The organism is Syntrophomonas wolfei subsp. wolfei str. Goettingen G311, from assembly GCF_000014725.1.
GTDB lineage: Bacteria > Bacillota > Syntrophomonadia > Syntrophomonadales > Syntrophomonadaceae > Syntrophomonas > Syntrophomonas wolfei.
Genome location: NC_008346.1, coordinates 2052042 through 2077955 on the forward strand (window position 1 = coordinate 2052042; position 25914 = coordinate 2077955).

At 44.5% G+C, this 25914-nt stretch carries 20 protein-coding genes, 1 pseudogene and 1 CRISPR repeat array; of the genes and pseudogenes, 11 read left to right on the plus strand and 10 right to left on the minus strand.

What is annotated here, in order from left to right:
- Nucleotides 1-89: 89 nt before the first annotated feature.
- Nucleotides 90-617: a hypothetical protein gene (locus SWOL_RS13660; RefSeq protein ID WP_011641190.1), complete on the minus strand. Its 528-nt coding sequence runs from the start codon at nucleotides 615-617 to the stop codon at nucleotides 90-92.
- A gap of 292 nt (nucleotides 618-909) precedes the next feature.
- Between SWOL_RS13660 and SWOL_RS09305 the strand changes: the two genes are divergently transcribed.
- A complete protein-coding gene (locus SWOL_RS09305; RefSeq protein ID WP_011641191.1) occupies nucleotides 910-1566 on the plus strand; it encodes an S-layer homology domain-containing protein in 657 nt (218 codons plus the stop codon).
- Between the two features lie 118 nt (nucleotides 1567-1684).
- Nucleotides 1685-2506, plus strand: coding sequence for a tRNA nucleotidyltransferase/poly(A) polymerase-related protein (locus tag SWOL_RS09310; RefSeq protein ID WP_011641192.1), 822 nt, complete (start codon nucleotides 1685-1687; stop codon nucleotides 2504-2506).
- 165 nt (nucleotides 2507-2671) lie between these two features.
- On the opposite strand, the gene SWOL_RS09315 is transcribed toward SWOL_RS09310, so the two are convergent.
- The 9 genes from SWOL_RS09315 to SWOL_RS09355 form a co-directional block, all read right to left on the minus strand.
- Nucleotides 2672-3472 (minus strand): putative ABC transporter permease, encoded by an 801-nt coding sequence (locus tag SWOL_RS09315; protein WP_041427508.1) that lies wholly within the window; start codon nucleotides 3470-3472, stop codon nucleotides 2672-2674.
- A 343-nt stretch (nucleotides 3473-3815) separates the two neighbouring features.
- Nucleotides 3816-6218: direct repeats of the CRISPR family, unit length 30 nt; unit sequence ATTTCAATACATCAAATGTGCCGGTTCCGC.
- Nucleotides 6219-6397: 179 nt separating this feature from the next.
- On the minus strand, nucleotides 6398-6685 hold the full coding sequence (gene cas2 / locus SWOL_RS09320; protein WP_011641195.1) for a CRISPR-associated endonuclease Cas2: 288 nt from the start codon (nucleotides 6683-6685) through the stop codon (nucleotides 6398-6400).
- The gene (gene cas1b, locus SWOL_RS09325; RefSeq protein WP_011641196.1) at nucleotides 6682-7683 is read right to left on the minus strand and encodes a type I-B CRISPR-associated endonuclease Cas1b; all 1002 of its coding nucleotides are present in this window, start codon (nucleotides 7681-7683) and stop codon (nucleotides 6682-6684) included. The genes cas2 and cas1b overlap by 4 nt, the downstream gene beginning before the upstream one ends.
- A gap of 164 nt (nucleotides 7684-7847) precedes the next feature.
- Nucleotides 7848-8336 carry a CRISPR-associated protein Cas4 gene (locus SWOL_RS09330; RefSeq protein ID WP_011641197.1) on the minus strand — a complete coding sequence of 163 codons (489 nt, stop codon included), beginning with the start codon at nucleotides 8334-8336 and terminating at the stop codon, nucleotides 7848-7850.
- Nucleotides 8336-10720 carry a CRISPR-associated helicase/endonuclease Cas3 gene (locus SWOL_RS09335; protein WP_011641198.1) on the minus strand — a complete coding sequence of 795 codons (2385 nt, stop codon included), beginning with the start codon at nucleotides 10718-10720 and terminating at the stop codon, nucleotides 8336-8338. The genes SWOL_RS09330 and SWOL_RS09335 overlap by 1 nt, the downstream gene beginning before the upstream one ends.
- A gap of 59 nt (nucleotides 10721-10779) precedes the next feature.
- Entirely contained in the window at nucleotides 10780-11520 is a 741-nt protein-coding gene (gene cas5b / locus SWOL_RS09340) for a type I-B CRISPR-associated protein Cas5b (protein WP_011641199.1), read from the minus strand.
- Nucleotides 11521-11532: 12 nt separating this feature from the next.
- Nucleotides 11533-12507 carry a type I CRISPR-associated protein Cas7 gene (locus SWOL_RS09345; protein ID WP_011641200.1) on the minus strand — a complete coding sequence of 325 codons (975 nt, stop codon included), beginning with the start codon at nucleotides 12505-12507 and terminating at the stop codon, nucleotides 11533-11535.
- The gene (locus SWOL_RS09350) at nucleotides 12491-14254 is read right to left on the minus strand and encodes a hypothetical protein (RefSeq protein WP_011641201.1); all 1764 of its coding nucleotides are present in this window, start codon (nucleotides 14252-14254) and stop codon (nucleotides 12491-12493) included. The genes SWOL_RS09345 and SWOL_RS09350 overlap by 17 nt, the downstream gene beginning before the upstream one ends.
- Before the next feature lie 4 nt (nucleotides 14255-14258).
- Nucleotides 14259-14951, minus strand: coding sequence for a CRISPR-associated endoribonuclease Cas6 (locus SWOL_RS09355; protein ID WP_011641202.1), 693 nt, complete (start codon nucleotides 14949-14951; stop codon nucleotides 14259-14261).
- 770 nt (nucleotides 14952-15721) lie between these two features.
- Here SWOL_RS09355 and SWOL_RS09360 point away from each other — a divergent pair.
- The 9 genes and pseudogenes from SWOL_RS09360 (at nucleotide 15722) to SWOL_RS09400 (ending at nucleotide 25908) form a co-directional block, all read left to right on the plus strand.
- Nucleotides 15722-17035, plus strand: a complete 1314-nt coding sequence (locus SWOL_RS09360) for a hypothetical protein (RefSeq protein WP_011641203.1) — start codon at nucleotides 15722-15724, stop codon at nucleotides 17033-17035.
- On the plus strand, nucleotides 17032-18159 hold the full coding sequence (gene hisC, locus SWOL_RS09365) for a histidinol-phosphate transaminase (protein ID WP_011641204.1): 1128 nt from the start codon (nucleotides 17032-17034) through the stop codon (nucleotides 18157-18159). The genes SWOL_RS09360 and hisC overlap by 4 nt, the downstream gene beginning before the upstream one ends.
- Nucleotides 18160-18278: 119 nt before the next feature.
- Nucleotides 18279-19274 carry a hypothetical protein gene (locus tag SWOL_RS09370; RefSeq protein ID WP_011641205.1) on the plus strand — a complete coding sequence of 332 codons (996 nt, stop codon included), beginning with the start codon at nucleotides 18279-18281 and terminating at the stop codon, nucleotides 19272-19274.
- Nucleotides 19275-19702: 428 nt separating this feature from the next.
- Nucleotides 19703-21016: a CCA tRNA nucleotidyltransferase gene (locus SWOL_RS09375; protein ID WP_011641206.1), complete on the plus strand. Its 1314-nt coding sequence runs from the start codon at nucleotides 19703-19705 to the stop codon at nucleotides 21014-21016.
- Between the two features lie 114 nt (nucleotides 21017-21130).
- Nucleotides 21131-21691: pseudogene (locus tag SWOL_RS14935) on the plus strand (XdhC family protein).
- Complete coding sequence (locus tag SWOL_RS09385; RefSeq protein WP_011641209.1) at nucleotides 21691-22293, plus strand: nucleotidyltransferase family protein; 603 nt, start codon at nucleotides 21691-21693, stop codon at nucleotides 22291-22293. Before SWOL_RS14935 ends, SWOL_RS09385 begins: the two are co-directional and overlap by 1 nt.
- An 8-nt stretch (nucleotides 22294-22301) precedes the next feature.
- A complete protein-coding gene (locus SWOL_RS09390; RefSeq protein WP_011641210.1) occupies nucleotides 22302-24602 on the plus strand; it encodes a xanthine dehydrogenase family protein molybdopterin-binding subunit in 2301 nt (766 codons plus the stop codon).
- Nucleotides 24599-25069 (plus strand): (2Fe-2S)-binding protein, encoded by a 471-nt coding sequence (locus SWOL_RS09395; protein WP_011641211.1) that lies wholly within the window; start codon nucleotides 24599-24601, stop codon nucleotides 25067-25069. Before SWOL_RS09390 ends, SWOL_RS09395 begins: the two co-directional genes overlap by 4 nt.
- Nucleotides 25066-25908 carry an FAD binding domain-containing protein gene (locus tag SWOL_RS09400; RefSeq protein ID WP_011641212.1) on the plus strand — a complete coding sequence of 281 codons (843 nt, stop codon included), beginning with the start codon at nucleotides 25066-25068 and terminating at the stop codon, nucleotides 25906-25908. Before SWOL_RS09395 ends, SWOL_RS09400 begins: the two co-directional genes overlap by 4 nt.
- The last annotated feature ends 6 nt before the right edge of the window (nucleotides 25909-25914 follow it).

The following is a 25914-nucleotide window of genomic DNA, read 5'->3' on the forward strand; positions in this document are numbered from 1 at the left end:
TATTTCCTTTTAATATGAACAAATTTTCTTAGCTTAATGAATTTGCTAATATCCCTGATTATGAAGGCCTGCGTAACCGCAACACATCCCTATTCTGCCAGCACATTAATGCTGCCTACTTTACCGTATGTTTTCGTTATGGATTTAACTGACATGTTTACCTTGCCGTCCTGCTCCATTATTGCATGGAATTCGGGGAACTGCTTGCGCGGCAAGATTGCGGTCAGCACCAATCGTTCCTTGCCCCCCACACCATAGCCCAGGGTAGTGGTTACCGAATATCCCTGCTCTCGTAAGTTGTCCGCCAAAATCTTACCTTCTTCGGGATGTTTATAAACATCTATTTCAAGCAGGCCAAATGCCAGCTTTTTTTCAATTATATTTGCCAAAAATACTCCAGATAACCTGCCCAAAGCAAAGGCTAGTATATATCCATAACCGGAAGAAGTCGCAATCAATTTGAAAGCATAAACAAATACCAGGGCATCGATAAAAGTAATTAAATAAACAGGCTTGATTGTCTTCTGTGCCAAGAAGGATGTCTTTAAGTTTCCCATACAAGTGCTAAATAGGTTTAAACCAAAGATTATTAATAAATCTAATACAAAAGTTGACATGTTTTTTCCCTCCTTTCTGCCAAAATAAAATGCCCCTGTCCGAGCAACAGGAGCACTACTTTAGTTTTCCTTGTGGTATATAGACTGGTATTATTGTTACATTATTTTCACTTTTTGTCAAGTAGAAGCACTATGCCAGGGCAAAAATACATTGCAACATCATTCTATGGAAAGTTTAGGATATGCTACAATAAAGCAAAGGATTAATGTCACTCCGCAAGGAGATTAGCAACTATTTTATTTTTGCGTGAACTGCCATTTGAAAACCAAAAAATAGGGGGTAGAAAGAAAAATGAAAACAGGTAGAAGAATCATCCTATTAATTACCCTGATGCTAGCTTTAATGTTATTTGGAGGCAGCAGCTTGCTGGCAGCAGAGGCATCCAATGAGGCTCAATTAAACAGCAACATCCCTTCCGATTTATCAGACCACTGGGCCAAAGACAGCATTATGCAACTTATTAATGCCGGAGTAATTAAAGGCTACCCGGATGGCACTTGCCAGCCGGATAAGGCTATAAGCCGGGCAGAATTCGCAGTTATGCTAGTTAAAGCTTTGAAGCTTGAACCTAAAGCGGGGAATACTTTTTCCGATACCGCCTCTCACTGGGCCAAAGACAGCATTGCTACGGTCGCCGCCCACGGCTTGGTCAGCGGCCATAATAAAAACCTTTTCGGTCCCGATGAATTTACTACCAGAGAACAGGCAGCCTCTGTCTACTCGCGCCTGGCCAAATTGGAATCTTCAACCTTCGATTTGAACTGTACGGACAAAAAGAGCATTTCTGCCTGGGCAAAACCCGATGTAGCCGCAGCAGTTAAAATCGGATTCTTCAATCTTTATCCAGATGGAAGCTTTAAACCGCAGGGCTATACCACCAGAGCGGAAGCATTTTATGCACTTTACAAGTATTTATCCCCGGAGGAGCCCCAAACTGTAAAACATTAAAATCTCAAAGCTATAACGAGGTGGAATATGTCTCCCGCTAAGCTTAATCCTTTCCGGGAATGGCAGGAGAATCATAAGCAGATCAGGAATTCTGCGGGCGGTTAGATTTGAATCCCAGTTGGGATTCAAAATTGAAGCGGAATTACTACAGGCTATGAAGGATTTAAAAGACAGTGTTCCTGCCAGTGGGTCGGAAAGGGTTCGCAACGAGTTTATCCAGATCCTCTTAAGTGAGCTGCCTTCTCAGGGCATACGCAGGCTTCTGGAACTGGGCTTGCTGGAGAGGCTTATACCCGAGCTTATGCCTGCCATAGGTTTTGATACCCGCAGCTCTTATCATGATAAAGATGTTTTTGAACATAGCCTGGCGGTTTTAGATAATACCGAGCCTAACCTGACTTTAAGGCTGGCAGCACTCTTGCACGATATTGACAAGCCCAATTCTCTGACCGTAGATGAAGACGGGGAGGGATATTGCTACGGTCACGCGAGCGGCGGCAGCGAGATAGCCCGGACAATACTGGGCCGCTTAAACTTTGACCGCAAGACCATCAAAGCAGTAAGCGCCATTATCAAAGAACATATGAATGATTTCGAGAATATTAGCGAGCTCAGCATAAAACGCTTAATAAGGCGGGTAGGGCCAGATAATATCGACCGCCTATTTGAACTGCAATTGGCAGATATTAAAGGTTCCAAACTATCCAGCAGAAGCCCTGAAAGAATCACGAAAACAAGAAACAAATGTTTTGAAGTCTTATCCCGTCGGGAACCCCTAACGGTTCACGACCTGGACATAAGCGGCTATGATTTGTTTTCCCTGGGTTACCCCCCGGGAAAAGAGATAGGAGAAGCTATGGATTACCTGCTGGATCAGGTAATCAACAACCCCTCTCTTAATCAAAGGGATACCCTTATTGCCTTGTTAATGAACCAGTAATAAGGCAGCTATATAATACTTGAAGGATAGCATGTGATGGCCGGGTGAAGTAATTTCCAGCTTTACAGGGAATGGCCTAAGAATTTATTCAGCTAATCCCGAAAATTCTATTTGGACAATATATTATATTAGTTTTCATGCTACAAAAATGGAGTAAATGACTTATTAAAAGCGCCTGGATCGGTATTGGACATACTTTTTTTCTAATTTTTTGCGAACATGGGCTTTGATTTCTTCCATGACTTCCCGGTGCTTCCTAGACTGAATATTTGGGAAAGCATTAAGTAAACGCTTTTGTTCCATATGAATGAGCGCAATAAGTTCTTCGTGTTTTGCCCTCAGATCTTCCCTGAGCTTTTCATTGGCATCAGACAAGGCAATGCTGCCATCTGCTGCCACACTGCCAAAAGCATCGGAAACCCTTCTAAGTGCACGGGCAACCTCATCAAGTTGCTGTAGTCGTTGATTGAGTTTGGCTACAGTCACAACCGTTACCACATTATCAATAACGAAAACGCTGCTGAAAACCAGTAAAAACGGCAAGCTTAGCCTATCAGGTACAGATGCCAGCACCTGGTTGATGAGCGGGTGTACAACTTCCACGATCAACACACAAGCAAAGCCCCATAAAAGGGAGAACTTCAAACATATGTAACCCCCTATATTAAAAGGCTCATCGGAATAATCCCACCATCTCTGGTGAAAAAACTTCTCCATCAAAAAGCCGCTTAAGAGCTCCAAAAGCGATGTTAAAACTACTGACCCTACATACAGCAACAGCAGGTTTTCGTGCAGGGGCAGTAAACAAATTAATACTGTAAGTACGCCAAACCCATAAATCGGGCAAATAGGTCCGTTTAAAAAGCCCCGGTTTACAAAAACTCCCCGGTTGACCCCTGCATATATAACCTCCGTACACCATCCCAGAAAAGCATAAATAAAGAACAAGCAGATAATTTTCTCCATTATTCACCTCAGGATTTTTTTGTATATCATAATGCAGTTATGAGCAAAAAGGAATATAAAACGAGGTGAAATATGTCCCCCGCTTCTATTAGCGTCCGGGTTCCTATTAACAAAAACAGGCGGCGGGTTCTAATCCCCCACCTTGTTGCAGCGGTGTTTTGAAACTGCTCCGCAGTTTCTTCCGATGCTTAAAACAAAATGCTAAGCTTTATCTGATTTCTCGATATTTTGTCTATCCAGAAGGATAAGTCAATTGAGCTACCTTTCCAGGGTATACGCAAGCTTCTGGAACTGGGCTTGCTGGAGAGGCTTATACCCGAACTTATGCCTGCCATAGATAACAATTTCAATACATCAAATGTGCCGGTTCCGCCTGCCCACGGGTTCCAGGTTCCCAGCCATGAGGATTTCAATACATCAAATGTGCCGGTTCCGCACTAAAAACGTCATGAATATCTCAGTAGGGCATGAATTTCAATACATCAAATGTGCCGGTTCCGCGCAAATCAAATATGAGTTTCTGGAGTCAGTAGACCCATTTCAATACATCAAATGTGCCGGTTCCGCTTGGGCTGATCGATCCTAACTACGGCCATAATCCCGAATTTCAATACATCAAATGTGCCGGTTCCGCGATGCTGAGGCCGTTACCGGGTTGGGGCGACTGGTATTTCAATACATCAAATGTGCCGGTTCCGCCAGAATCAGTTTCAACGATGAAATAACCCTAAACCTATTTCAATACATCAAATGTGCCGGTTCCGCGGAGCGGAAGAAAAAACAATGGACCATGCACGAATTATTTCAATACATCAAATGTGCCGGTTCCGCGATGCTGAGGCCGTTACCGGGTTGGGGCGACTGGTATTTCAATACATCAAATGTGCCGGTTCCTCTTAACTGCCAGGCTCCACTCCTGGATGCCGATTCCCTATTTCAATACATCAAATGTATCGGTTCCGCCGAGTCATTAAAAAGCTATATTGACGCGACAAGCATATTTCAATACATCAAATGTGCCGGTTCCGCGTATGTGACTCGCGGAATAGACAACCCCAGGGCTTTATTTCAATACATCAAATGTGCCGGTTCCGCAATAAGTATAGTTTGTCCGCCGCTCTTGGACGGACTAATTTCAATACATCAAATGTGCCGGTTCCGCCTTGACTTGCTTTTCACTGCCAACCAGTTCCGGCAGATTTCAATACATCAAATGTGCCGGTTCCGCTGCAACCTTCCCTGAGCATTTCTGTATCTTCTTCATATTTCAATACATCAAATGTGCCGGTTCCGCGCCGGGTAGCTGATTAAATCTTGCTAATGGTTTGCTAAATTTCAATACATCAAATGTGCCGGTTCCGCAGAATCCGAAAACAGCGAGAGGAGGGAATCAATAGAATTTCAATACATCAAATGTGCCGGTTCCGCGAATATGTTAATAACCAACTGGACATATTCTACAAATTTCAATACATCAAATGTGCCGGTTCCGCCATACAGGTCAACGAACATTCCTTCGGCAAGGTACAATTTCAATACATCAAATGTGCCGGTTCCGCGGCTGAGTAATAAAGTGTCTGGCCAGGAAATCTTGATTTCAATACATCAAATGTGCCGGTTCCGCGGCCGAATTGCTGGCAAATAGAGCAGGCAGTAAGGTATTTCAATACATCAAATGTGCCGGTTCCGCCTGTTACATCGTCCTCAGTTCTTTTTCGGTAGCATCAATTTCAATACATCAAATGTGCCGGTTCCGCTAAGATTAAAAAAAGGGATGGAGAAATTGTAGATTTATTTCAATACATCAAATGTGCCGGTTCCGCGTCCATGATCTCCGCAACTGCAATGGCTTTGGCGGTATTTCAATACATCAAATGTGCCGGTTCCGCTTTTGCCCTCAGCGTAAAGGTCCGCTTCTTTGGCATATTTCAATACATCAAATGTGCCGGTTCCGCCGGACGGCAATATTAAAACAGCCCTGCAAGGCATTCGATTTCAATACATCAAATGTGCCGGTTCCGCTTATACCCGCCTCCAGATAAACAAAGAGTAGATACATTTCAATACATCAAATGTGCCGGTTCCGCACAGAACACACGGCGGAAAAAAGAGTTTTCAAAAGATTTCAATACATCAAATGTGCCGGTTCCGCATAACAGGCGATTACTGGGAGGGAATAAGAAAGTTATTTCAATACATCAAATGTGCCGGTTCCGCCCAGGCTTGAAAGGGGTGTGAATAATGCTGAACAAATTTCAATACATCAAATGTGCCGGTTCCGCAATAGTATTTTTGAAGGGAAAGCCCTGATTGATGTATTTCAATACATCAAATGTGCCGGTTCCGCGGCGTTAAAAGCATTTTCGGCGGGGTTTGGGAAGCAAATTTCAATACATCAAATGTGCCGGTTCCGCTATTAAGAAATCCCGGGCCGCATTCTTGATTTTGCAATTTCAATACATCAAATGTGCCGGTTCCGCAGTGGCGGGAAATAGTAGAAAAGTTCTTGATTGCCAAATTTCAATACATCAAATGTGCCGGTTCCGCGGGAGTGAATAGCCCCTGCAAAACAAAATAATCGCATATTTCAATACATCAAATGTGCCGGTTCCGCTGGTGTTGTGTTCGGATATTTCGGCTTGATTACCCGATTTCAATACATCAAATGTGCCGGTTCCGCGCAAGGTGAGATATTGGGCTTACGTTGGCAAGACGTATTTCAATACATCAAATGTGCCGGTTCCGCCAGGATAAAATCAGACTTTTTTGAAGTTAAACTAATCTGCTAATTAACATTATATCAGACTTTCCCTTCATTTTTTCCAAGCGGCAATTAATTCCTAAGAGAATAATAGTACTTCTACCTTCGCCCCGGCATTTTAGCCGTTTTATGACCGGTTAATATGCAATCGGGGTTGGAAAAAATCATAGAATAATCGACTCCGGGTTAATCCCCGTATTTCCAATACTCTCCTCATTAAAGGAGGCATCACTTATCGTTTGGATAAATGTTACAAAATCATAGTCAATGTCAATCACTTTTAAAAGCTTTCCCTTAAGTTCCAGATAGTTTGCAGGTGTAATATGACCTCTGAAAACAGACTTTTGAAAATGTTTCAGGTATTGTTTGCAAATCTTGAAAACTTTAGCTACCCGTTTTTTGCCAACATCATAGAAAACGATGACATAATTGTAATTTAGTTTGTTTTTCATTTCTTATCCTCCATGCAAAATGGGACAAATTTCTTTCCCTCCAAAATGTACTTGATTAATTTATAACCATCCAGGCGTATCGCCTGCTTGAAGCTGATTCTCCTTTTTAAAGTATTATGTTCGAAGGTTTGATTCAAACGTTCGTCAAAAGCCTCTATGAATGTCTTTCGTCCGGCATCGTTAAGCAGGGCATAGTTGAGGCTTTTGTTAAAGTGCTTTTCCACAGTAATTTTGCGGTTATTGACACAATCAAAAATAGTCCTATAAACCAGTATCGGTTTGAAAACTTCTGAAAGATCGAGACTTAATGAGAAACGTCGCTCGGCAGGTTCGTGTAAAAATGATATAGTTTGATTTAAGTGTGTGTGGTAGATTTCTGTGATTGTTTTCGTATAGAGCAAAGTATTGCCAAAAGAGATCAGGGCGTTGATAGGGTTATCGGGAGGACGTTTCACTCGCTTATTCATGGCAAAAGATTCAGGCAGGATTTCGCGAAAAGTTTGATAAAATCCAGCCCAAATGGCTCCTTCTATCCGCAATAGCTGCTTAATATCGCCGGTATCATCCACCAATTTGGGAACAGACTTGTGCAACCAATCAAGAAATTCTTTTAGATCACTTTTTCCATGTCGATAATAATGATATAACACAAAATGGATATTTTTTGCGGTTCCACAAACAATAGGCTTGGCTACAGTCAGCCTGTTGTTTCCATAGGCCAGGGCTTGGGCAACGGTCAGTCGCCCGCTTAACAAGTATTCTTTCGGATAAAAGGTGCCAATATAGTTTTCATAATAGCCGAAAAAATGTACTACAATACCTGCCTTGGCTAAAAGCTGCATTAGCTTTGTGCTCAATGTCACTTCATTAAAACAATAAAGCTCCCGGGTATCCTTCACAGGGAAATAGATATTACCGTCTTCCTTGCGGAAGACAATAGAAAAGTCCTTCTGGAACAGTTCACCTGTAGAAAAAATATACCTGGTATCGCTATTCATTCCACCACTCCCTTCAAATGATAGTATGGCGCCATAATTGAAGCAATTACCGGTTGGATTAAAAGAAACAATGTTGCTTTGGGAGCCAGTTTCCACTTTACATGGGCCGGAAAGCGCCGAATAGTATACAGGGAATCTCACAGCACGGGTCAGTCGTGCAACTCCTATATAAAGCAGTATTCGAAATAGGCGCACTTTTTGCACATTGGCTTTATCTTTGGAGGGGGTGGCGGGACATCGGAATTCAAGAATTCTTCAATACTGCGGTATTCTTTTTTCAACTCCCCCATCCTCTCCTCCGTAAGGGTCAAAGTATGAATACTTTTGTTTTGCTTGTTCTTCTCAATACATTCCAGGCGACCCTTTCGCATAATTCCCTTATCGCGCAACACAATCAGATAATACTCCAATTGTGCCATGGCAGCCGGAATATCGGCATCAGACTTTTTAATTTCTGTAACATATTCCGCCGTAAGCTTGTCTAATTTAATACCTTCCAGGGCAATTTCCTTTTTATCCTGCTTTTTTAGTTCATGCAACACCCGTCCGATTCGTACATCCTCGGAATTGTCCTCCATATTTATATGGTGATAAAATAGCCAGCATTGTCGCCGGCAATGTGTATAATAATTGACCAATGTTCCGGTTAGCATCACAAGAATATCCCCCTACAGTATTTCTCCAGTTCCTCTCTATTCAGCACTCCCTCCTCAATGAAACGCTCTCCGCCATCAATAAAAAAATAACCGCCATATTCCTCGGCTCCGGCTGGAGTATTGTTGCGGAAAACCTGGTAGGTGAAATAAGATATTTTTGGAGCCATTCTGGAATACTCCACCATAAGCTGGGCATAAGACAGTGCTTTGTTGCTGCCCAATGCCTTGAACTCTTCCCATACTTGATAGCCGTCAAGATCACCCCAAACATAAGGCACGAAAAGCTGCAGATTCGGCTCGATCAGGCGCATATGGGCCTCAATTTCTTTACAATTAAACTGGGTACAATGCTTATCCAGATTGGCAATGTTCTTTTCGTTGGATCTGCTTGTTCTGGTAATTAAATCCTTAAATACAGTTGCATAAAACTCAGCGAAACGTTTTTCATTAAGGAGTTGCTGTATTGCCGGGTCCCGGATGGAATAGTATAATCTGGCATCTCCCCTGTAGATTAAACTAGCATCATCATAGTCAAAAAAGTATACCAAAGCTCCTCCCTGATTGAGACAGGAGCGATTGACCCGGCCCAGGAACTGTTCTTCTGCATCAAGAAGAGAAATATCTTTAAAACCGATTTCCATATCGATATCAATCCCCGCTTCAATAACCTGAGTGGCAATGAGAACCAATTGTTCACCATTGCGAATTCGTTTAATAATCTCTTCCCTTCGAATAGCGTTGTCATCACCGGTTAGCAGGACAGCATTGCATTCGTCTTTGCAGATCATATAAAATTCCCGGGCAGTTTTTTTCTTAATAAATTCCACCAGTACTCGTTTATCCTTGAAGCATAATACTTCTTTTTTGAGTCTATCCAAAGTGATTTTTTCTTCCGCCAATAATGAAAAATCTAATCGCACTCTATCCCTAAAAAGAGGATGGTGATAATATTTTTCCGGTTTCTCAATTAACGTAGCAAATTTAGCATCTGCGGTCTTGAGCAGTTTATCGAGTTGAGGTAATGTAGCTGACATGATTATAATTTTCATGTTAAGCAGTTTGGCATACTTTTGTAAAAAGCTGATAATTTCTCGCCAGATAGCGTTTTTATAACTCTGAATTTCATCAATTACGATTACACTGTTGCAAAGCTTGAGTAATGGAAAACCTTGATTGCGTCCGCAACTAAAAAGGGCATTGAAAAAGTTTACATGCGAAGTCAGTACAATAGGGTAGTTGTTGAAAAGATGATCCAACCAGGCGACACTGTAATCTTCTACCCTGTCATCACCACCCACCACCACCGGGGTAATGGAATTGATAACCGCCAACTTATCGCCAAATAACGGAAGCAGTGTTGATTTAGTTTGCTCCACCAGGGTATTGAAGGGAAATACATAGAAAATATTGCTTATATTACTATTTGTTTGTAGGACGCGCAAAGCAAGATTAATGGCCATGTTAGTTTTGCCCGCACCCGTAGGAGCCTCCAAATAATAAATATGAGCATCGGGATTGGCGATAAGATTCCGCTCCGCCTCTAAAAATAATTCATTGCGCAATTCATTGATTGGATCACCATCAAAATCAGACGGATTATATTGATATTGCCGGATGCTCCGGCAGATGGCACTTTCGTTGTAGCTCTGCGCCAATTCCCTGCCACCCGCACCAATGATAGCTGGATGCATGGCACAGCCGGTCATAAATTCCTGTGTAGCGCAATAATCGCAGCCGACAATAAGTGTATATAAGAGGCGGCACAGAATATAGAACGCTATAGGCTGTTTGATTAATTTCTGCTGCTGCATGTAGAATTGCGTGTGCTCAAAAACACTCTGGTCAATATCGCTGATACAATACTTTTCGGCAACATGTTCCAGCTCAGAAAAATCATGTCCGTTACCCAGGTTGCCATGATGTTTGCTTATGCAATACGCAAAGTTTGCCAGGCATTTTGCCAGGGCGGGAGTGGGTCTTCCCGGCCACAATCTATACATATGATCCAAATACAAATAGGCTGAGGCCAGGGCATGGTTGGAATTGATGGCCTGCTCCCGCATAGCATAAAAAACCTTGTTCTCCAGCACATCGTATTGATAGCGTGGATTTATTTTCCCATAATCATGCAGATATATGGCATATACGAATGCCAGATAAACTTTGTCTGCTTCCTCACCCTGAAAACCACAGGCCTCGATTAGTTTTTTAATGATTTTATCTATATCTTTTATAGAACAATACTTTTCAAAATAATAAAGAGTCAGCTGGGAATGAGCCAACAAAGTCTCGGTTTGCCTGTGTCCGTTTAGTGTCCTGCTATGAGCAAGATAACGAGTATCTTGCAGTTGATGCGGACTAACCAGGCTCACTTTTAGCATTTCATAGCCTCCTCTCCATAAACCAGGCAAAAAGCCATTTTTAACCTTCTGTGCCCGGTTTAATAAAAACTATATTGCCGGACACCATCGCTATATAAATAAGGGGGCAATTCATCCTCAGGAAGCGTACAGTTGGTAAAAATATACCTTCCAAATTCGTAGAAGTTGTGCTTGGGAACCAGACTGGTGGGCGCTGTTTCAACAAATAAATACTGCGAAGGATCGCCTCCATCCAGGGTGTTAAGGTCACCGCTATATAAAAACAATGAATCAATCCGCAGAGATTTTGAAACAGATAGTTCAACTAGGCAAACATCACTTATCTGAGCCGGAAAATCATTGCGTCCCAAATAGGGGATATAGACGCATTGTCCCCGCAACATATAGTCGCATAGTTTATCCCAAATCGAAGCGTCCAGCTTATGCTGAGCGAGAAAGACAGTCCAGTTGGGATTTTCCAGCCACTGCTCCCGCACCTGCAGATTGCCTCCTTCTTCTTTGGAGGCATAACCCACACTGTTGTTAAAATATTGAATCTTTTTACTGAAGTATCCATTCTTAACATTGGGAACAACTGATACCAGTAGAGGCGAAAGCACCTCGTAAAACTCAGGATATAATTTTTCACCCTGGCCATAAAGATCGGCATTGCGGTAGCCGCTCAAGCCTATTACTGCACCTAATAGGCCCAACAAAGCTACCTTGTGGATATTGTTGTAAGTGAAATAGACTTTGGCATTTACATCCGGTTGCCGAAAGCAGGCTAATGGCCCTGATAAGGTAAAACGCAAGCTTTTCATCAGCTACACCCCTTAAAATATTGAATTGACCGTACAAGGAAGAGAGCCATAGTTTACCTCCACGCTAATCGGATTATGGAAAAGTTCAATAGATTGTATTTCTTCCTGCTGTGGAGCAATTATCTCCGCCAGTTTGCTCAGGTCGTATAAAGTTTGTTTTTCCTTTTTCCGCACTTCGACATACCTGTCCAAATTAGCCAGGAATAACTTGCTGTCTTCTTTCAGTTCAATAAAAAGCGCCAACTCATTCTCGCAGCCGCTTTTGGAATTGGTGTTAAAAGCTGTGGTGGCAACCCTGGCCGCCCGCTTGAATTTTTCATAGGCCTCGGTTGTATAACCCTCGAAACCATCGATCAGTCCAAGATAATCTGCGTAGTTTGCAGGGTTTACTGAAAAGGAATAGACATAGTGCGCCTCATCAGTCACGATTTTGGTGCCGATGGATGTAGCCGTTTTGTCTTCGCTTTTATCATTGGGATTGCGAAAAGGAGAAAGTATGTCCTGGACCAATACATTTGTTTTTTCGTAAAGGTTAAATCCCTGATTTATCTGTACTGCACCTGTAATGCTGATGTTATGGCCAATTTTTTTCTTAGCTGTTTTACTCTCAGATTCGCTACCTGTAAAAGTTGCGCCAAAATTCATAATATCTACAGTTGAAAACAAATCTTTAGCAACATCTTTAACAGTAAGATTTGCATCCCATTCCTTTCCAAATAAATCTTCATATCTTTCAATCAAATCTTTTGGCTGAAGAATTTCCATCTCCTTGTCTTTTTTACTCTTAGCAATTGTCATACTTTTGATATAAAAGACTTTATCACCTTCAATAAGCCACATGCGCTTCATGGGGTATTTCAAGGCTTTATCACTGCCGAATATGTCATTATTGGTGGTCGTCTTAGGATAACCGGACAAATCAGCATTAAAATTGGCCATGTAAGCTCCTACCCCGATAATTCCATATACCCTATTGTTCTTTATCATTTTTGTCATCCTCCTTGTCTTTATAATAAATAATTTTGTCGGCGGCAAAACCGTAAAACAACGCATCCAGGTTTATGGGTTCTTCTTTTTTCGGTAAATACGAAGAAGCTATACTGAGCATATTATTAAAACGAGGGTTATTAATATTGATTTCGTGAGCATAACGCTGAAAATATTTCCGGTATTCTGTTTTAATATCTCCTGCATCCCTGGCAGCGGTTATGCCCCGCCATAATACATCATAATGCAGAGTTTGCGCCTGGCTTAAGCTGAAAAAATAGCGCAGGAGTTGTCCTACTGCCAGATAGAATTCCAGGTCATTTTCACAGCTGGCCGTATCCTTAGTATTCAAAACCTTTTCCCTTAAATTAAGGTAAGCTGTTTGGATAGTTAAACCCATATCCTTTTCCTCCTCACGAAAATATTTCATCAATGAAAATCTTACATTTAGGGCATAGGCTAAAGCCGGAATAAACTCCAATTTTTGCAGCCGCGCAAGGATTACTCCCATGGTTATTTTGTCAACGCCGCTTTGCATAGGCAAGAAATAACCCTTGCGAAGCCAGGCTCGCATAGCCTCCCTTGACAACATTATTTGATTGGCCAGAGCTTGTGATAATTTTTCTGTAACCTTAATGTTTTTAACATCATAATTACTAACCAGCTGAAAGGCATAGAGGTTTTCATTTATATGCGCCTCCACCGCACTCAACTTGTCCAATACTCCACTCTTATAACTGGATTTATCCAAACAATTGTCGAAGTAGTTGGTGAAAACAATGGCTTTGCTCATTTTGTCACTAAAGCTTGGCAGGAATTCGCAATCGTCTATAGTAAGATCGACGCCTCGTTCAAAATGCAGATATATCACCGGTTTGCGCACATCCACCTCATTCGCCACGAGCAGCAGCTGAGGAGCATGTTCCCAAACAGGAATGTAGCCATTGTATAGGGGCCTGCCTCCTCTCCCCTGCCCAAATAACCAGAGATAAAACTTGCGCAGCAGTAATGCTTCCTCCGTGCTGATACGATACGGCACCTTGAAGGCAGTAGTCTTGTGTTCCAAAAAAGGTTTCTTGGCGTTCATTCCCATGTCGGTATTAGAAAGTCCCAATATTCGGCCTCCGACATTTATATTGTAAGTGTTTTTGTTAAATATCTTCGGAAGCAAATAACGCCCGCTTTCATAAACATAGGCTTCTTCCTCGGCATTCAGGAAGAGCTTAATATAACAATTGTTCCTTATATCCTCTTTTTTTATATACTCTGCAACCGTATCCAATACGGCGTTAAATCGTGCTTTGCTGCAATAAACACTCTCTTCCGGAAGGGGCTCATAATGTGCTGCTGCTAAGATCTTCGCAGTTTCTCTATTCCCGGGGTTCAATAGCGCACTGAAGTAACGGTCGATATGCTCCTGCAGTTCAGGGTGCACCTTGCCTTCCTGATAAAAAATATCACGCTTGCAAAAGAGAGTAAATAGATTATTGCTGTGAATCTTCTTCTTGGGATCTACGGGTTTATTCATCTCAATCAGGCTGCTGTAAAAATCAGCTTTTTTAAACCATTTAACCAAAGGATCGTTTTCGGGCAAATCCGTGTTTTTCTTTACATATAGTTCGTCCATTTTGTTATAATTATTAAAACGAATATAGAGGCCAGGTTCTAGCTGATAATTATCCAGGACCATCGTATCTACATCAAAATCGGGATGATTAACAAACTCGTTTAGCAAATCCTTTAACAATACCTCACCTCCTCGCTATACAATAGCCGAAACCTATGGAATTTTTTTCCGCTAAGCCCTGAGCTAATACCGTTACCGCCAATTGCTGAGCCCATGGTTTCGGCCTTATCTTTAACTGCACCTTATGCCCCAGCAGGGTAGTCCCTTTATAGCTCACCCCAATGGGCTTCCGATTTAGAATTTCTACTAATTCGAAAAACATTTCTTCTGGTTCAATAAATTCAGCGTTTATAGCTTTACATTTTTTAACCGCATTGTTGTGTAATCGATTAGCCAACAACCCAATACCGTTTTCTGGCATCCAGCATAGATTATCCACCGTAACTATAATGGGAGTAAGGGATATTAACTCACTAATATGAGGCTGGCTAAATGTTCTAAGCTCGGTTGCTACTACCCGTGCATTGCCCTGAGCCTGGGGCAGATAATTCTTCATTGCCAGAGCAAAATCCAGTTTTTGAGTGCGCAGGTTAAAGCAGTACATCCTACCCCGGCGGTAAATGCGATCAGGTTCCAAAGGATAGGGCATCGAGAAAACATACGGTTTGAAAATGTTCTGTTGATGCAATTCTTTTAGTGGTTCACTGAAAGTCATTCCATTGGCAATAAGCGCAGCCAGGCTGGATTGCACCTGGCGCACAGGTATATCCTGGTTAAATTGAAGGGTGAATAAAAGCTCGTGAAAACAAAGGTTCATAATTTATCACCTCCTTTTCAATGATTATTAGGCAGTAGCCAACTCTATATAGATTGTAACTCTAATAAAATCGTTGTCAAGCAAAAAATGGATTTGATTTCAATTAATATTTGGAGTAATATACGATAATAGTGAATACATCTTAGAAAGCCGCAACAGTAATGTATTGAAATATGATTATTAGACAGTGCTGGTAATCAATTTGTAACCGTCACATTGGATGTTTTCTTCAATTTTATAAACCTTCACATCTAATTTGTTGCGGTCAATATTTAAAATCCCTCCTCTTAAATAGAGCCTGGGATTTTTTTATTCGTAAAATTGACTCTACTGCAAAAACCTTTTTGTTGTATAAGGGTTGCATAAATATACAAAGCCTGATTCGGAACGACACGGGGGTCGTTCCCTGCACACCCTTCGGTCGCTTTTAATGTAGCTGAGCGGTATAGTTATGCGCGCTAATGCATATTTATAACTTTTTGCAGTGACATCAAAATTAAAACTAATTTCGTTATTTATTATATAATTCTTCTATATTATCCTATAATATCCTTTCTTGTATATTAAAATCCTATCGTAGATGTGTGCCTGGTAAAATTCTTATTGTATTACATCCCTTCCAAAAAGGATTTCTGGCAAATAATAGCGAAGGTTACAGGAATATTTTATGGGAGAGGATGCCATGCTTTCAGGGCCTTCTGCCAGGAGGGATTAACCGGTAGTATTGAGCAATCAATGAGCAGGACAGAAGTGAGGTGGAATGAGGAAATATGGAAAGAAAAACCCAGGAAATATCAATTAATATCCATATGCATAGTCAAATGGCTCCGGTTATACTGGCCGCGATAGAAAACTATGCCCGGGTCTGCGGCATGGATAAACCGGATATACTCAAGCTGGTTCTGGCAGTGGAAGAAATCTTCACCTACCTGAGCGATACATCCTTACCGGGTGAAATGATGCTTTTGCAATGTCGCTATTTTACCTATTGCCTGCAGGTGGATTTCATCTTTCCCCTGCGGAGCCTGAACCTCAGGGCCTTCAATCTTACAACGGAAGTGAGGGCGGATAACGAGCCATTAATGGAGGAAATGGGCTTATTGATTGCCTCCCGCTCCGTGGAGAAGCTGTACTTCTCCAGAATACACCCGGACAAGCTGTGTTTGAGTATGGTCAAAGAAAAAACCTATCCCGAAATGATAAAACAACCCCTGGCAGACCTCGCACCTGCGCTGCAAACCATAATCAGGCCGGCTGAGCCTGAAGAAATCAAGGAATTCTGCCAGAACCTGCTGCAAAGAATAGCTGCATCTCAATACCCCTCTTTTTTCAACTACCCCGGGAAAGTAATTGATATGCTGGCCGGTGATGAATATAGTATATTACTGGCTTTTGACGAAAAAGACCATGTAGTCGGCGGGATTTGCTGGACCGGAAGCCAGGACAGGACGGTAGAATGTTTTGGACCCTATGTTTTTAATGATATTGAAGCCACCGCCCTGGCCCTGATGGAAGAATGCCTGGTGCATATTGGCAGGTCCAGTGTACCTGGTATTATCAGCCGTTATGCCGATAATGCCCTGTTGGCATCTTATTTCGAAAAGCTGGGCTCTACCAGTATTTATAAAGCTGGAGAAAGAACCTCCCGGAAAAATGCTTATTATCGCCAGATAAATGAAGATAGCGGCAGCCGGGTCTGGGCCCATCCCGACATTGAAGGCTTTCTGCAAGAGTTTTACCAGCGTCTCTTCTTACCCCGAGAAATCCGTTTGGTGTTGAACCAGGGGGAACAGCAGAACCAGGAGTCGGTGTTTACTACAGAATTTGACCGGGGCCGGGAACAGGTTACCATTCGACCACTTGTATTCGGAGAGGATGCAGAGCATAACCTCACCCAACATATTAATAGTCTGCAAAAGGAAAAGCTCTTCAATATTTTCTTAGAAGTGGATCTGGGTAAAGCCTGGCAGGTAAGTTTGACCCCTTATTTGCTCTCCAGCGGTTTTAAACCGTGCCTCTTGCTTCCTTATGCGGGAGATGGGGATTTATTAATATTTCAGTTTGAAGCTGGTGATGCTTTATGAATTTACCTAAACTGGACAGATTGGTTCCTTCCTATATCAAGGGATTTGAAGCCTATATTCCCAGCAAACCAGACCCGGAATTGAAAAAGCTTTTTGGTTGTAAGCAGCTCTACCGCTTGAATAACAATGAGAATCCACTGGGGCCACCCCCGGCAGCGCAGGAAATGCTACATCGTTTTGAAACGCATCGAGCGGCGATTTATCCCAGCGGAGATTCCTATTACCTGCGCGATAAACTGGCCGAGAAATATAAGCTGCACCCCGATCAAATCCTGGTGGGAAATGGGGCCAATGAAGTGATTACCTTTGCCATAAAAGCCTTCTGTGAAGCGGGAGATAATATAATTACCGCTGACAAAACCTTTGCCGTTTATGAATGGGTAGCTATTTTTTCGGGATATGAAGCCCGCCTGGTTCCTTTAAAGGATTTTTGCTTTGACGATGAGGGGATGCTGGCCCAGATAGATGAGCGTACCAAAATCCTTTTTATCTGCAACCCGAACAATCCTACCGGAACCTATTGGAACCAGGAGAAACTTTGTCGTTTCCTGGATCGGATAGATGGAAAACAAATCGTGGTAGTCGATGAAGCCTACTGTGAGTTCGTGGAAAAAGAAGATTTTCCGGATGGTATCGCGCTTATCGAACGTTATCCCAACCTGGTGGTCTTCCGCACCTTTTCCAAGATGTATGGACTGGCCGGGCTACGCATTGGATATTTGGCGGGCAGCCTGGAGGTGGTAAATATCATGCGCCGGGCCTGTGTGGTCTATTCAGTTAATACCCTGGCGCAGGAGACTGCTCTCCTGGCCCTGGATGATCCGGAGCATATCCAAAAGACCAATACCCTGGTTAAAAAGGAAAAAGCCTATTTGTACCGGGAGCTAACCCGCTTGGGACTCCCTCTGGTCATGCACGAGGGTAATTTTGTGATGATAAAGCTCCCGATTAGTGATACTCTGGCGTACCGCAAACTTATGGCCCGCGGCGTGATGGTGCGCAGCATGACCGGATTCCGTTATCCCAATTATATTCGCATCACCATTGCCCAGCACGAAGCTATGGAGGCCTTGATTGAATCATTGAGAGCTATATTTAAAGCATCGGAAGAAACTGCGAAGTAGTTTCAACACACCGCTGCAACGAGGCAGGAGATTAGAACCCACCACCTGTTTTGTAAATAGGTGAACGCTTAGCGGAGGAGATATTTCACCTCATTATAGAAATAGAAAGGGGTTATTATATGACCACAAATGAAATTGAGATTCGACTCATGCAAGATGTTGACGCTGCAGGTGTGGTTGAACTGTACAAGACGGTCTACGGGAATGAGTACCCGGTAAAAACGGTCTACGATCCTGCAGCTGTTATAGAGCAGCAAAATAATGGTGAGATGTATCGCATCATTGCCCGCAGCGGAGACAAGGTAGTAGGGCAAACCGCGCTTTACCGCTCCACATCCCCCAATCCGGAGCTCTATGAAGAAGGCCAGGGAATAGTCTTGCCTCTTTATCGCAATCAGGGAATTTTAGAGCAGTGCCTGGCTTATGGGCATAAAGTGGCCTATCCTCAGCTGAATATAAAGCAGGAATGGGGAGAAGCGGTTTGTAATCATACCTTTACCCAAAAAGCCGGTGCTCGTCTGGGAGCTTTTGAAACCGGAATCGAATTGGATCTGATGCCGGCTTCATCCTATGTAAAGGAACAGAGCAGTCAGGGCCGGGTGGCAGCTCTGGTCATGTTTCTAATCTTTCAAGCTGCACCCCCGCAGCTTCTTTATTTGCCTGAAACCTATGCAGATTCGCTGCATTATCTTTATTCGGCATACGATTTTAAACATGAATTCGTCTCCTCTAAATCCCTCCTTCCAGAGCAAGCTACCCGGGGTCAGGTGGAAATATATGCTGATGCCGCTGTAGCCCGTTTTACTTTGCTGGAAACGGGAAAGGATCTGGAAGATTATTTGCTGGAACAAGAAAAACTGGCACAGGCCCAGGGTTGTTCTGTCTTTCAGGCTTATCTTAAGCTGGCTAATCCGGCAGTTGGCCATGCCGTTAATATACTGCGCGAGCATCAATATTTTTTGGGTGGGATTTTACCACGCTGGTTTGCTACAGATGGGTTATTAATGCAAAAACTGCTACATGAACCGAACCTGGAGGGAATAAATCTCTACAGTGAGCGGTCCCATAAAATCTTGAATATGATTATCGATGATAGAAATACAGTAATCAAATAAAAGAGGGACTACTCCCGTTTGATGCGCTATATACTATTGCTTAAACTGCTACTCCTAACTCTATTTAACATTTTCTCACCCTCTATTAATGAAACAACTAAAAGCACACCTAACGATCTGCCAATTGTTTTATCATGGGTGTTGCATCCATGCTTCGCCAACGCTCGCTTTGTATATTTTGCAACTCATATGCAACAAAAGGGGTTTTGGCAGTGGAGTCAACAGTTGTTTAATATGAAAAGGTCATCAGTAGTCAGGCGCCAGGCGGGGATCTTTCCTCTACATTTTACTATTCAAGCCCCTACTAATACACTTTTCATCGTTTTTGTGACCTCTGGACATGGGAGTTAATATGAATGGGCAGGATATAGAGCGCTTTTGTAGAAGTGTTTAAATAGGCTAGTTTCTATTAAACAGGGGGTGGCAGGATGAAAATCAATATGCCCGAAAATGTACAAACGATTCTAAACAAGCTTCATAGTAATGGTTATCAGGCCTACATTTATGGTGCCTGCATCCGGGATTACCTGCTGGGTAAAGAACCTATAAACTGGGATATCACTACCAATGCCCTGCCTAACAATACTGTAGTTATTTTCGATGAAAATGAAGGTTTTACTAGCATTCCTTCCGTAGAGGATTACGGAATAGTTACACTACATTTTAAAGGGGAGAGCTGCCAGGTAAATACCTTCCGCACCGGGGAAGCAAGGCGATTTGCCGATGATATCAGTGAAGATCTGCTGCACAAGGATTTTACTATGAATTCCATTGCCTATAATGAACAGGCGGGAATAGTGGATCCCTATAATGGAGTAGGAGATATTGAAAAACGCTTAATCCGCTGCGCCCAAAACCCCTATGAACAAATGCAGGAAGATAGCGCAAGAATCCTGAGGGCGGTTAGATTTGAATCCCAGTTGGGATTTAAAATTGAAGCGGAATTACTACAGGCTATGAAGGATTTAAAAGATACCGTTCCCGCCAGCGGATCAAGGGTTCGCAACGAGTTTATCCAGCTTCTCTTAAGTGAGCAACCTTCCCGGAGTATACGCAGGTTGTTGGAACTAGGCTTGCTGGAGAGGCTCATACCCGAACTTATGCCTGCCATAGGTTTTGATACCCACAGCTCTTATCATGATAAAGATGTTTTTGAACATAGCCTGGTGGTTTTAGATAATACCGAGCCTAACCTGACTTTAAGGCTGGCAGCACTCTTGCACGATATTGACAAGCCCAACTGCCTGACCATAGATGAAGACGGGGAGGGACATTGCTATGGCCATGCCAGCGGCGGCAGCGAGATGGCCCAGGCAATACTGGGCCGCTTAAACTTTGACCGCAAAACCATTCAGGCAGTAAGCTCCCTTATCAAAGAACATATGAATGATTTCGGAAATATCAGCGATCTCAGCATAAAACGATTAATAAGGCGGGTGGGACCGGATAATATCGACCGCCTGTTTGAGCTGCAATTGGCGGATATCAAAGGTTCCGCACTATCCAGCAGAGACCCTGAAAGAATCACGAAAATAAGAAATAAATGTTTTGAAGTCTTATCCCGCCGGGAACCCCTAACGGTTCACGACCTGGATATAAGCGGCTATGATTTGCTTTCCCTGGGTTACCCCCCGGGAAAGAAGATAGGAGAAACTATGGATTACCTGCTGGATCAGGTGATCGACAACCCCTCTCTTAATCAAAGGGATACCCTTATTGCCTTATTGAAGAACCGGAAATAAGGCAGCTATTATGTTTGAAGGATAGTATTTGATAGCCGAGTAAAGTATTTTAATCTATAGGGAGTTAATTTACCAGTCGTGGCGAATCATTTATAGGACTGAAGATAATAAAGTATGGGTGCCTGCTTAACCCTCGCCCTGCCCCGGCTTAAGCAGGCACAAGTTATTCATATCGATAAGCAGGCCTTCCTGCTGGAACCTCGTACTGTCCCGGCAGCTTTTTACATTTTTGGTGCCGGTCATATAGCCAGTGAACTAGCCCCTTTAGCCGTTCATTTGGGTTTTGATGTATCAATACTGGATGATCGGGCCGTATATTTGGACAGGGCAGCCTTTAAGCATACCCGGACGATATTAGTGCCTGGCTTCGAGGATTGCCTGCAAGATATTCAGGTAGATGAAAATACATATTTATTGATTATGACCCGTGATCATCAATACGATCAGGCAGTTCTTGCCTAGCTTTTACGAACTCCGGCCTGTTATACCGGCATGGTTGGCAGTCGGCGCAAACGAGATTCTATCTATAAATCCTTGATGAAGCAAGGTTTTTTAGTGGAAGAGCTGCAAAAGGTGAACTGCCCGGTAGGCCTGGAGATAAGGGCTGACGGCCCGACGGAAATTGCCATCAGCATCATGATTCAAATCATTCACTTGCGCTCAGGGAGGAAATAATGACCAATAAACTCAAGGCCATAGTGCTGGCAGCCGGCTATTCTTCCCGCATGGCAAGCATGAAAGCACTGCTGCCTCTGGGAGAAACCAACGTACTGGAAAGGGTGGTCGCTACTTTTCGGCAAGCAGGTATTTCGGATATCAGAGTTGTCACCGGTTACCGGCGGGAATTGCTCCTGCCCCTACTGCAAAAACTGGCGCTCAGGGAAATCTATAATCCTTATTATGCAGAAGGCATGTTTTCATCGGTTCAAAGCGGCGTATCCAGTCTGGAACCGGAGTCTGAAGCTTTCTTTATTATGCCCGTAGATATTCCGCTGCTTAAGGCAGCGACCCTGCAAACACTGCTAGAACATTTTGACCACAAGCAGGCTGAGATATTTCATCCCTGTTATCAGGGCCAGCGCGGGCACCCCCCGCTTTTGGCGTACAGCATGCGCCAGCGGATATTGCAGTGGGAGGGGGCAGGTGGACTGAAAGGGCTCCTGCGTCAACATGAAGATAAAAGCATTAACATAGCCGTCCCTGATAGCGCTATTCTTCTGGATATGGATACAGTGGAACAGTACCAGCATCTCTTGACATTGGATGTAAAGGAGTGAGGCCTTGGATGACAACTTATGCAAGCCCCATCGGCAGCAGCTTGAAGCGGGTTGATGGGCCTGGTAAAATATCTGGTTTGGAAAAATATGCGGCCGATTACTATCCGGATAATTGTCTCTGGGCCGGGGCTAAACGCTCGGATCATCCTCATGCCCTGATCAAGAAAATAGATATTTCCCCGGTGCGCAATCTACCGGGCATTTTCGCCGTACTGACCCATGAAGACATAAAAGGCGCCAACCGGGTGGGGGTGCCGGAAATGGATCAACCGGTACTCGCCGACTGCAAGGTACGCTATAAGGGAGATCCGGTGGTGCTGGTGCTGGCAGAGAATAAAACACTACTACAGGAAGCCATAGATAAAATTATCATTAAATATGAGCCGCTGCCGGCAGTCTTTGATCCGGAAGCAGCCCTGGCAGAGAATGCTCCGCTACTGCATGAGAACCGCAATAATAAAAACCTCCTGCTGGGGGGTAAGGTTATACGCGGTAACAGCATAGCCGCCATGAGTGAGTGTGACGCTGTGGTTGAGGCTGATTTTCAACTGCCCTGGCAGGAACACGCTTACCTGGAAACCGAGGCCGGGGTTGCCCGGGTCGATGAAGAGGGCATCCTGGAAATCATCGCTTCCACTCAGACCCCCTGGCGGGATAGAAATGAGCTGGCTTATGCCCTGGGTTGGCCGGTTGATAAAATCCGGGTAATAGCCCCCTACCTGGGAGGCGGATTCGGGGGCAAGGATGGGATAACGGTGCAAGGATTGCTGGGGCTGGCAGCACTACACAGCGGAGGACGGCCGGTCAAAATGTGGAATTCGCGGGAGGAGAGTTTTCTATCCTCCACCAAACGGCATCCCGGACAGGTTCACTATGAACTGGGCTGTAAAAATGATGGGACACTGCACGCCCTGAATTGCCGAATCGTGCTGGATACCGGTGCTTATGCTTCCCTGGGCGGGCCGGTACTGGCCCTGGCCATGGAGCATGCCGCCGGGGTCTATCGTATACCCCATGCTCTGATAGAGGGGTTCTCTGTTTATACCAACAACCCGGTGGGCGGAGCTTTTCGCGGATTTGGCGCGCCCCAGGTTCTGGCCGGGCTGGAGCAAGTGATGGATATCTTGGCAGATAAAATCGCCTGGGACCCGCTGGCTTTCCGGCTCAAGAATGCCGTCATGCGTGGAGATGAAACGGGAGCTGGGGTGTGGATGAGCAATTCTACCGCCATCATTCCCTGCCTGGAAAAAGTGCAGGAACATCCTCTCTGGACCTCGCGCCAGGCCTGGGTCAGCCAGTCTCCCCCCTTTAAGCAAAGAGGCGTAGGTCTTGCCGCCGGCTTACAGGGAACCGGCTATGGTCCTATGGTGGCGGATATTGCCAATGCTAAAATTGAACTGCTGTCTGATGGCCGTTTTCGGATATATTCCGGGGTGGCAGATATGGGACAGGGGAACAATCCCACCAATGTACAAATCGCTGCGGAAGTTTTGGGACAGGCTGCTGAATGTTTCGAATTGATTCAGCCCGATACCCTGCAAACTCTACCCTCAGGATCTTCCGCTGCCAGCCGCACTACCTATTCCTATGGAAACGCCTTAAAGGCAGCTGCCCTCCAGCTAAAAGAACGCATCCTCACCCGAGCCTGCAATATGGGTATGGGCCTCTATGCTGAAGATTTCTTGTTGAGTTCCGGCCGGCTGAATCACCTCCCCAGCGGACGAGAAATCCCCCTGGGCCTGGTCGCGGCGAGTATGCGGCCCGAGGAGCGTGTTTCTATTTACTCCTATACGGCACCGGTAAACCGCTATCCGGATAAAATCAACCCGGACATACGCGCTGCCGGGTTCCCCCACCGGGTTTTTGCCTTTGCCTGTCATTTGGCCAGAGTGCAAATCGATGAACTCACCGGTGAAGTGGAAGTCTGCGATTACCTGGCCGTAACTGATGCCGGAAAGGTACTCAATCCTCAGCTTTATGAACAACAGGTTCAGGGTGGTGCGGTTCAGGGCATGGGTTATGCCCTGTGGGAAGATTTCAAGCTTGACCGGGGAGAGCTTATGACCCGTAACCTGGCCACTTACATTTTACCTACATCTATGGATGTACCGGATATATTGAGTATAGCGGTGGAAACCGTGGAAGAAAGTGGTCCTTTTGGTATGAAGGGAATTGGGGAAATCGTGATTAATCTCGCCTTACCGGCAATTGCCAATGGAATTGCCCGGGCTGTGGGCCAGCATATTTTTAAAAGCCCACTTACCGCCGAGCAGCTATTATTAATCCTGGAAAAGAGGCCAGCAGAATGAAGATTGTATTTGAGTTAAACGGGATAAAGCAGGAGATTGATTGTCTCCCTGATAGCCGGGTAGTTGACCTGCTGCGGGAAGAACTGGGGCATACCGGTACCAAAGAAGCCTGCGGCTCTGGTGAGTGTGGCGCCTGCACCATTCTGGTGGACGGTGTCAGCAAGCTTTCCTGTCTGATGCTCGCTGCCCAGCTGCAGGGCCGGAGCATCACCACTATCGAAGGGATGTCATCGGGTAAAAAGCTTCACCCGATTCAGCAGGCCTTCGTAGATAAAGGAGCTGTCCAGTGCGGGTTCTGCAGCCCGGGAATGCTTATGGCGACCGTTGACTTCTTGCAGCGCAATCCAGCTCCGGACCGTCAGCAAATCCGTACAGCTCTGAGCGGCAATCTCTGCCGCTGTACCGGCTATCAGAAGATTATTGATGCAGTTGAAAGCGCGGCGGCAGAGATGAGGGATGAGCTATGAGTCAAGTGTTTTTGCCCCATACGCTGGATGAGCTATGGACCATAAAGCAAGAAAACCCGGCTGCGCTTATTATGGCCGGAGGAACGGATTTACTGGTAAAGATACGGGATAGAAAACTGCCGCCTGCAATGATCCTGGGTTTAGAGAATATAGCCGAATTACGGCAAATTGAACGGCAAGACGACGAAATTTGCATCGGCAGCATGGTTACGCACCAGCAACTCCTGGACAGTCCCATCATTCAAACCCAGCTTCCTGTCTTGCATCAGGCGGTTACGGTCTTGGGCTCTCCGCCTATCCGTCATATGGGGACTATCGGCGGGAATATCTGCACCGCTTCCCCGGCGGGCGACACCCTGCCCCCGCTCTATGTGCTGAATGCCGGCCTGGAACTAAAAAACGCTGCTGCTGGCCGCTTGCTTCCCATTCAGGACTTTATTCAGGGACCCGGTCAAACTCTGCTCGGCAGCAATGAAATCCTCTATAAGATTCACATTCCCATTCCCGCTCCACATAGTCAGGGATTTTACTTTAAAGTGGGCCAGCGTAAAGCCCTGGCGATTGCAATAAGCAGTATGGCTTCCCTCTTGCAATTAGCAGAAGATAACCGCATTTTAGATGGCCGCTTTGCCTGGGGCAGTATCGGCCCCACCGTTATGCGCTTTCCGGAAGTGGAAAATACTTTAATCGGGGAAAAGCTCAGCCCCATAATACTAGGCAAACTGGGGCAAAGCATGGCCGCCTTAGTATCTCCCATCAGTGATGTCAGAGCCTCGGCAGAATATCGCCGCCTGCTGGCAAGCAAGCTGCCCTTGAAGATCTGGCAGTCTTTATTATAATACTTT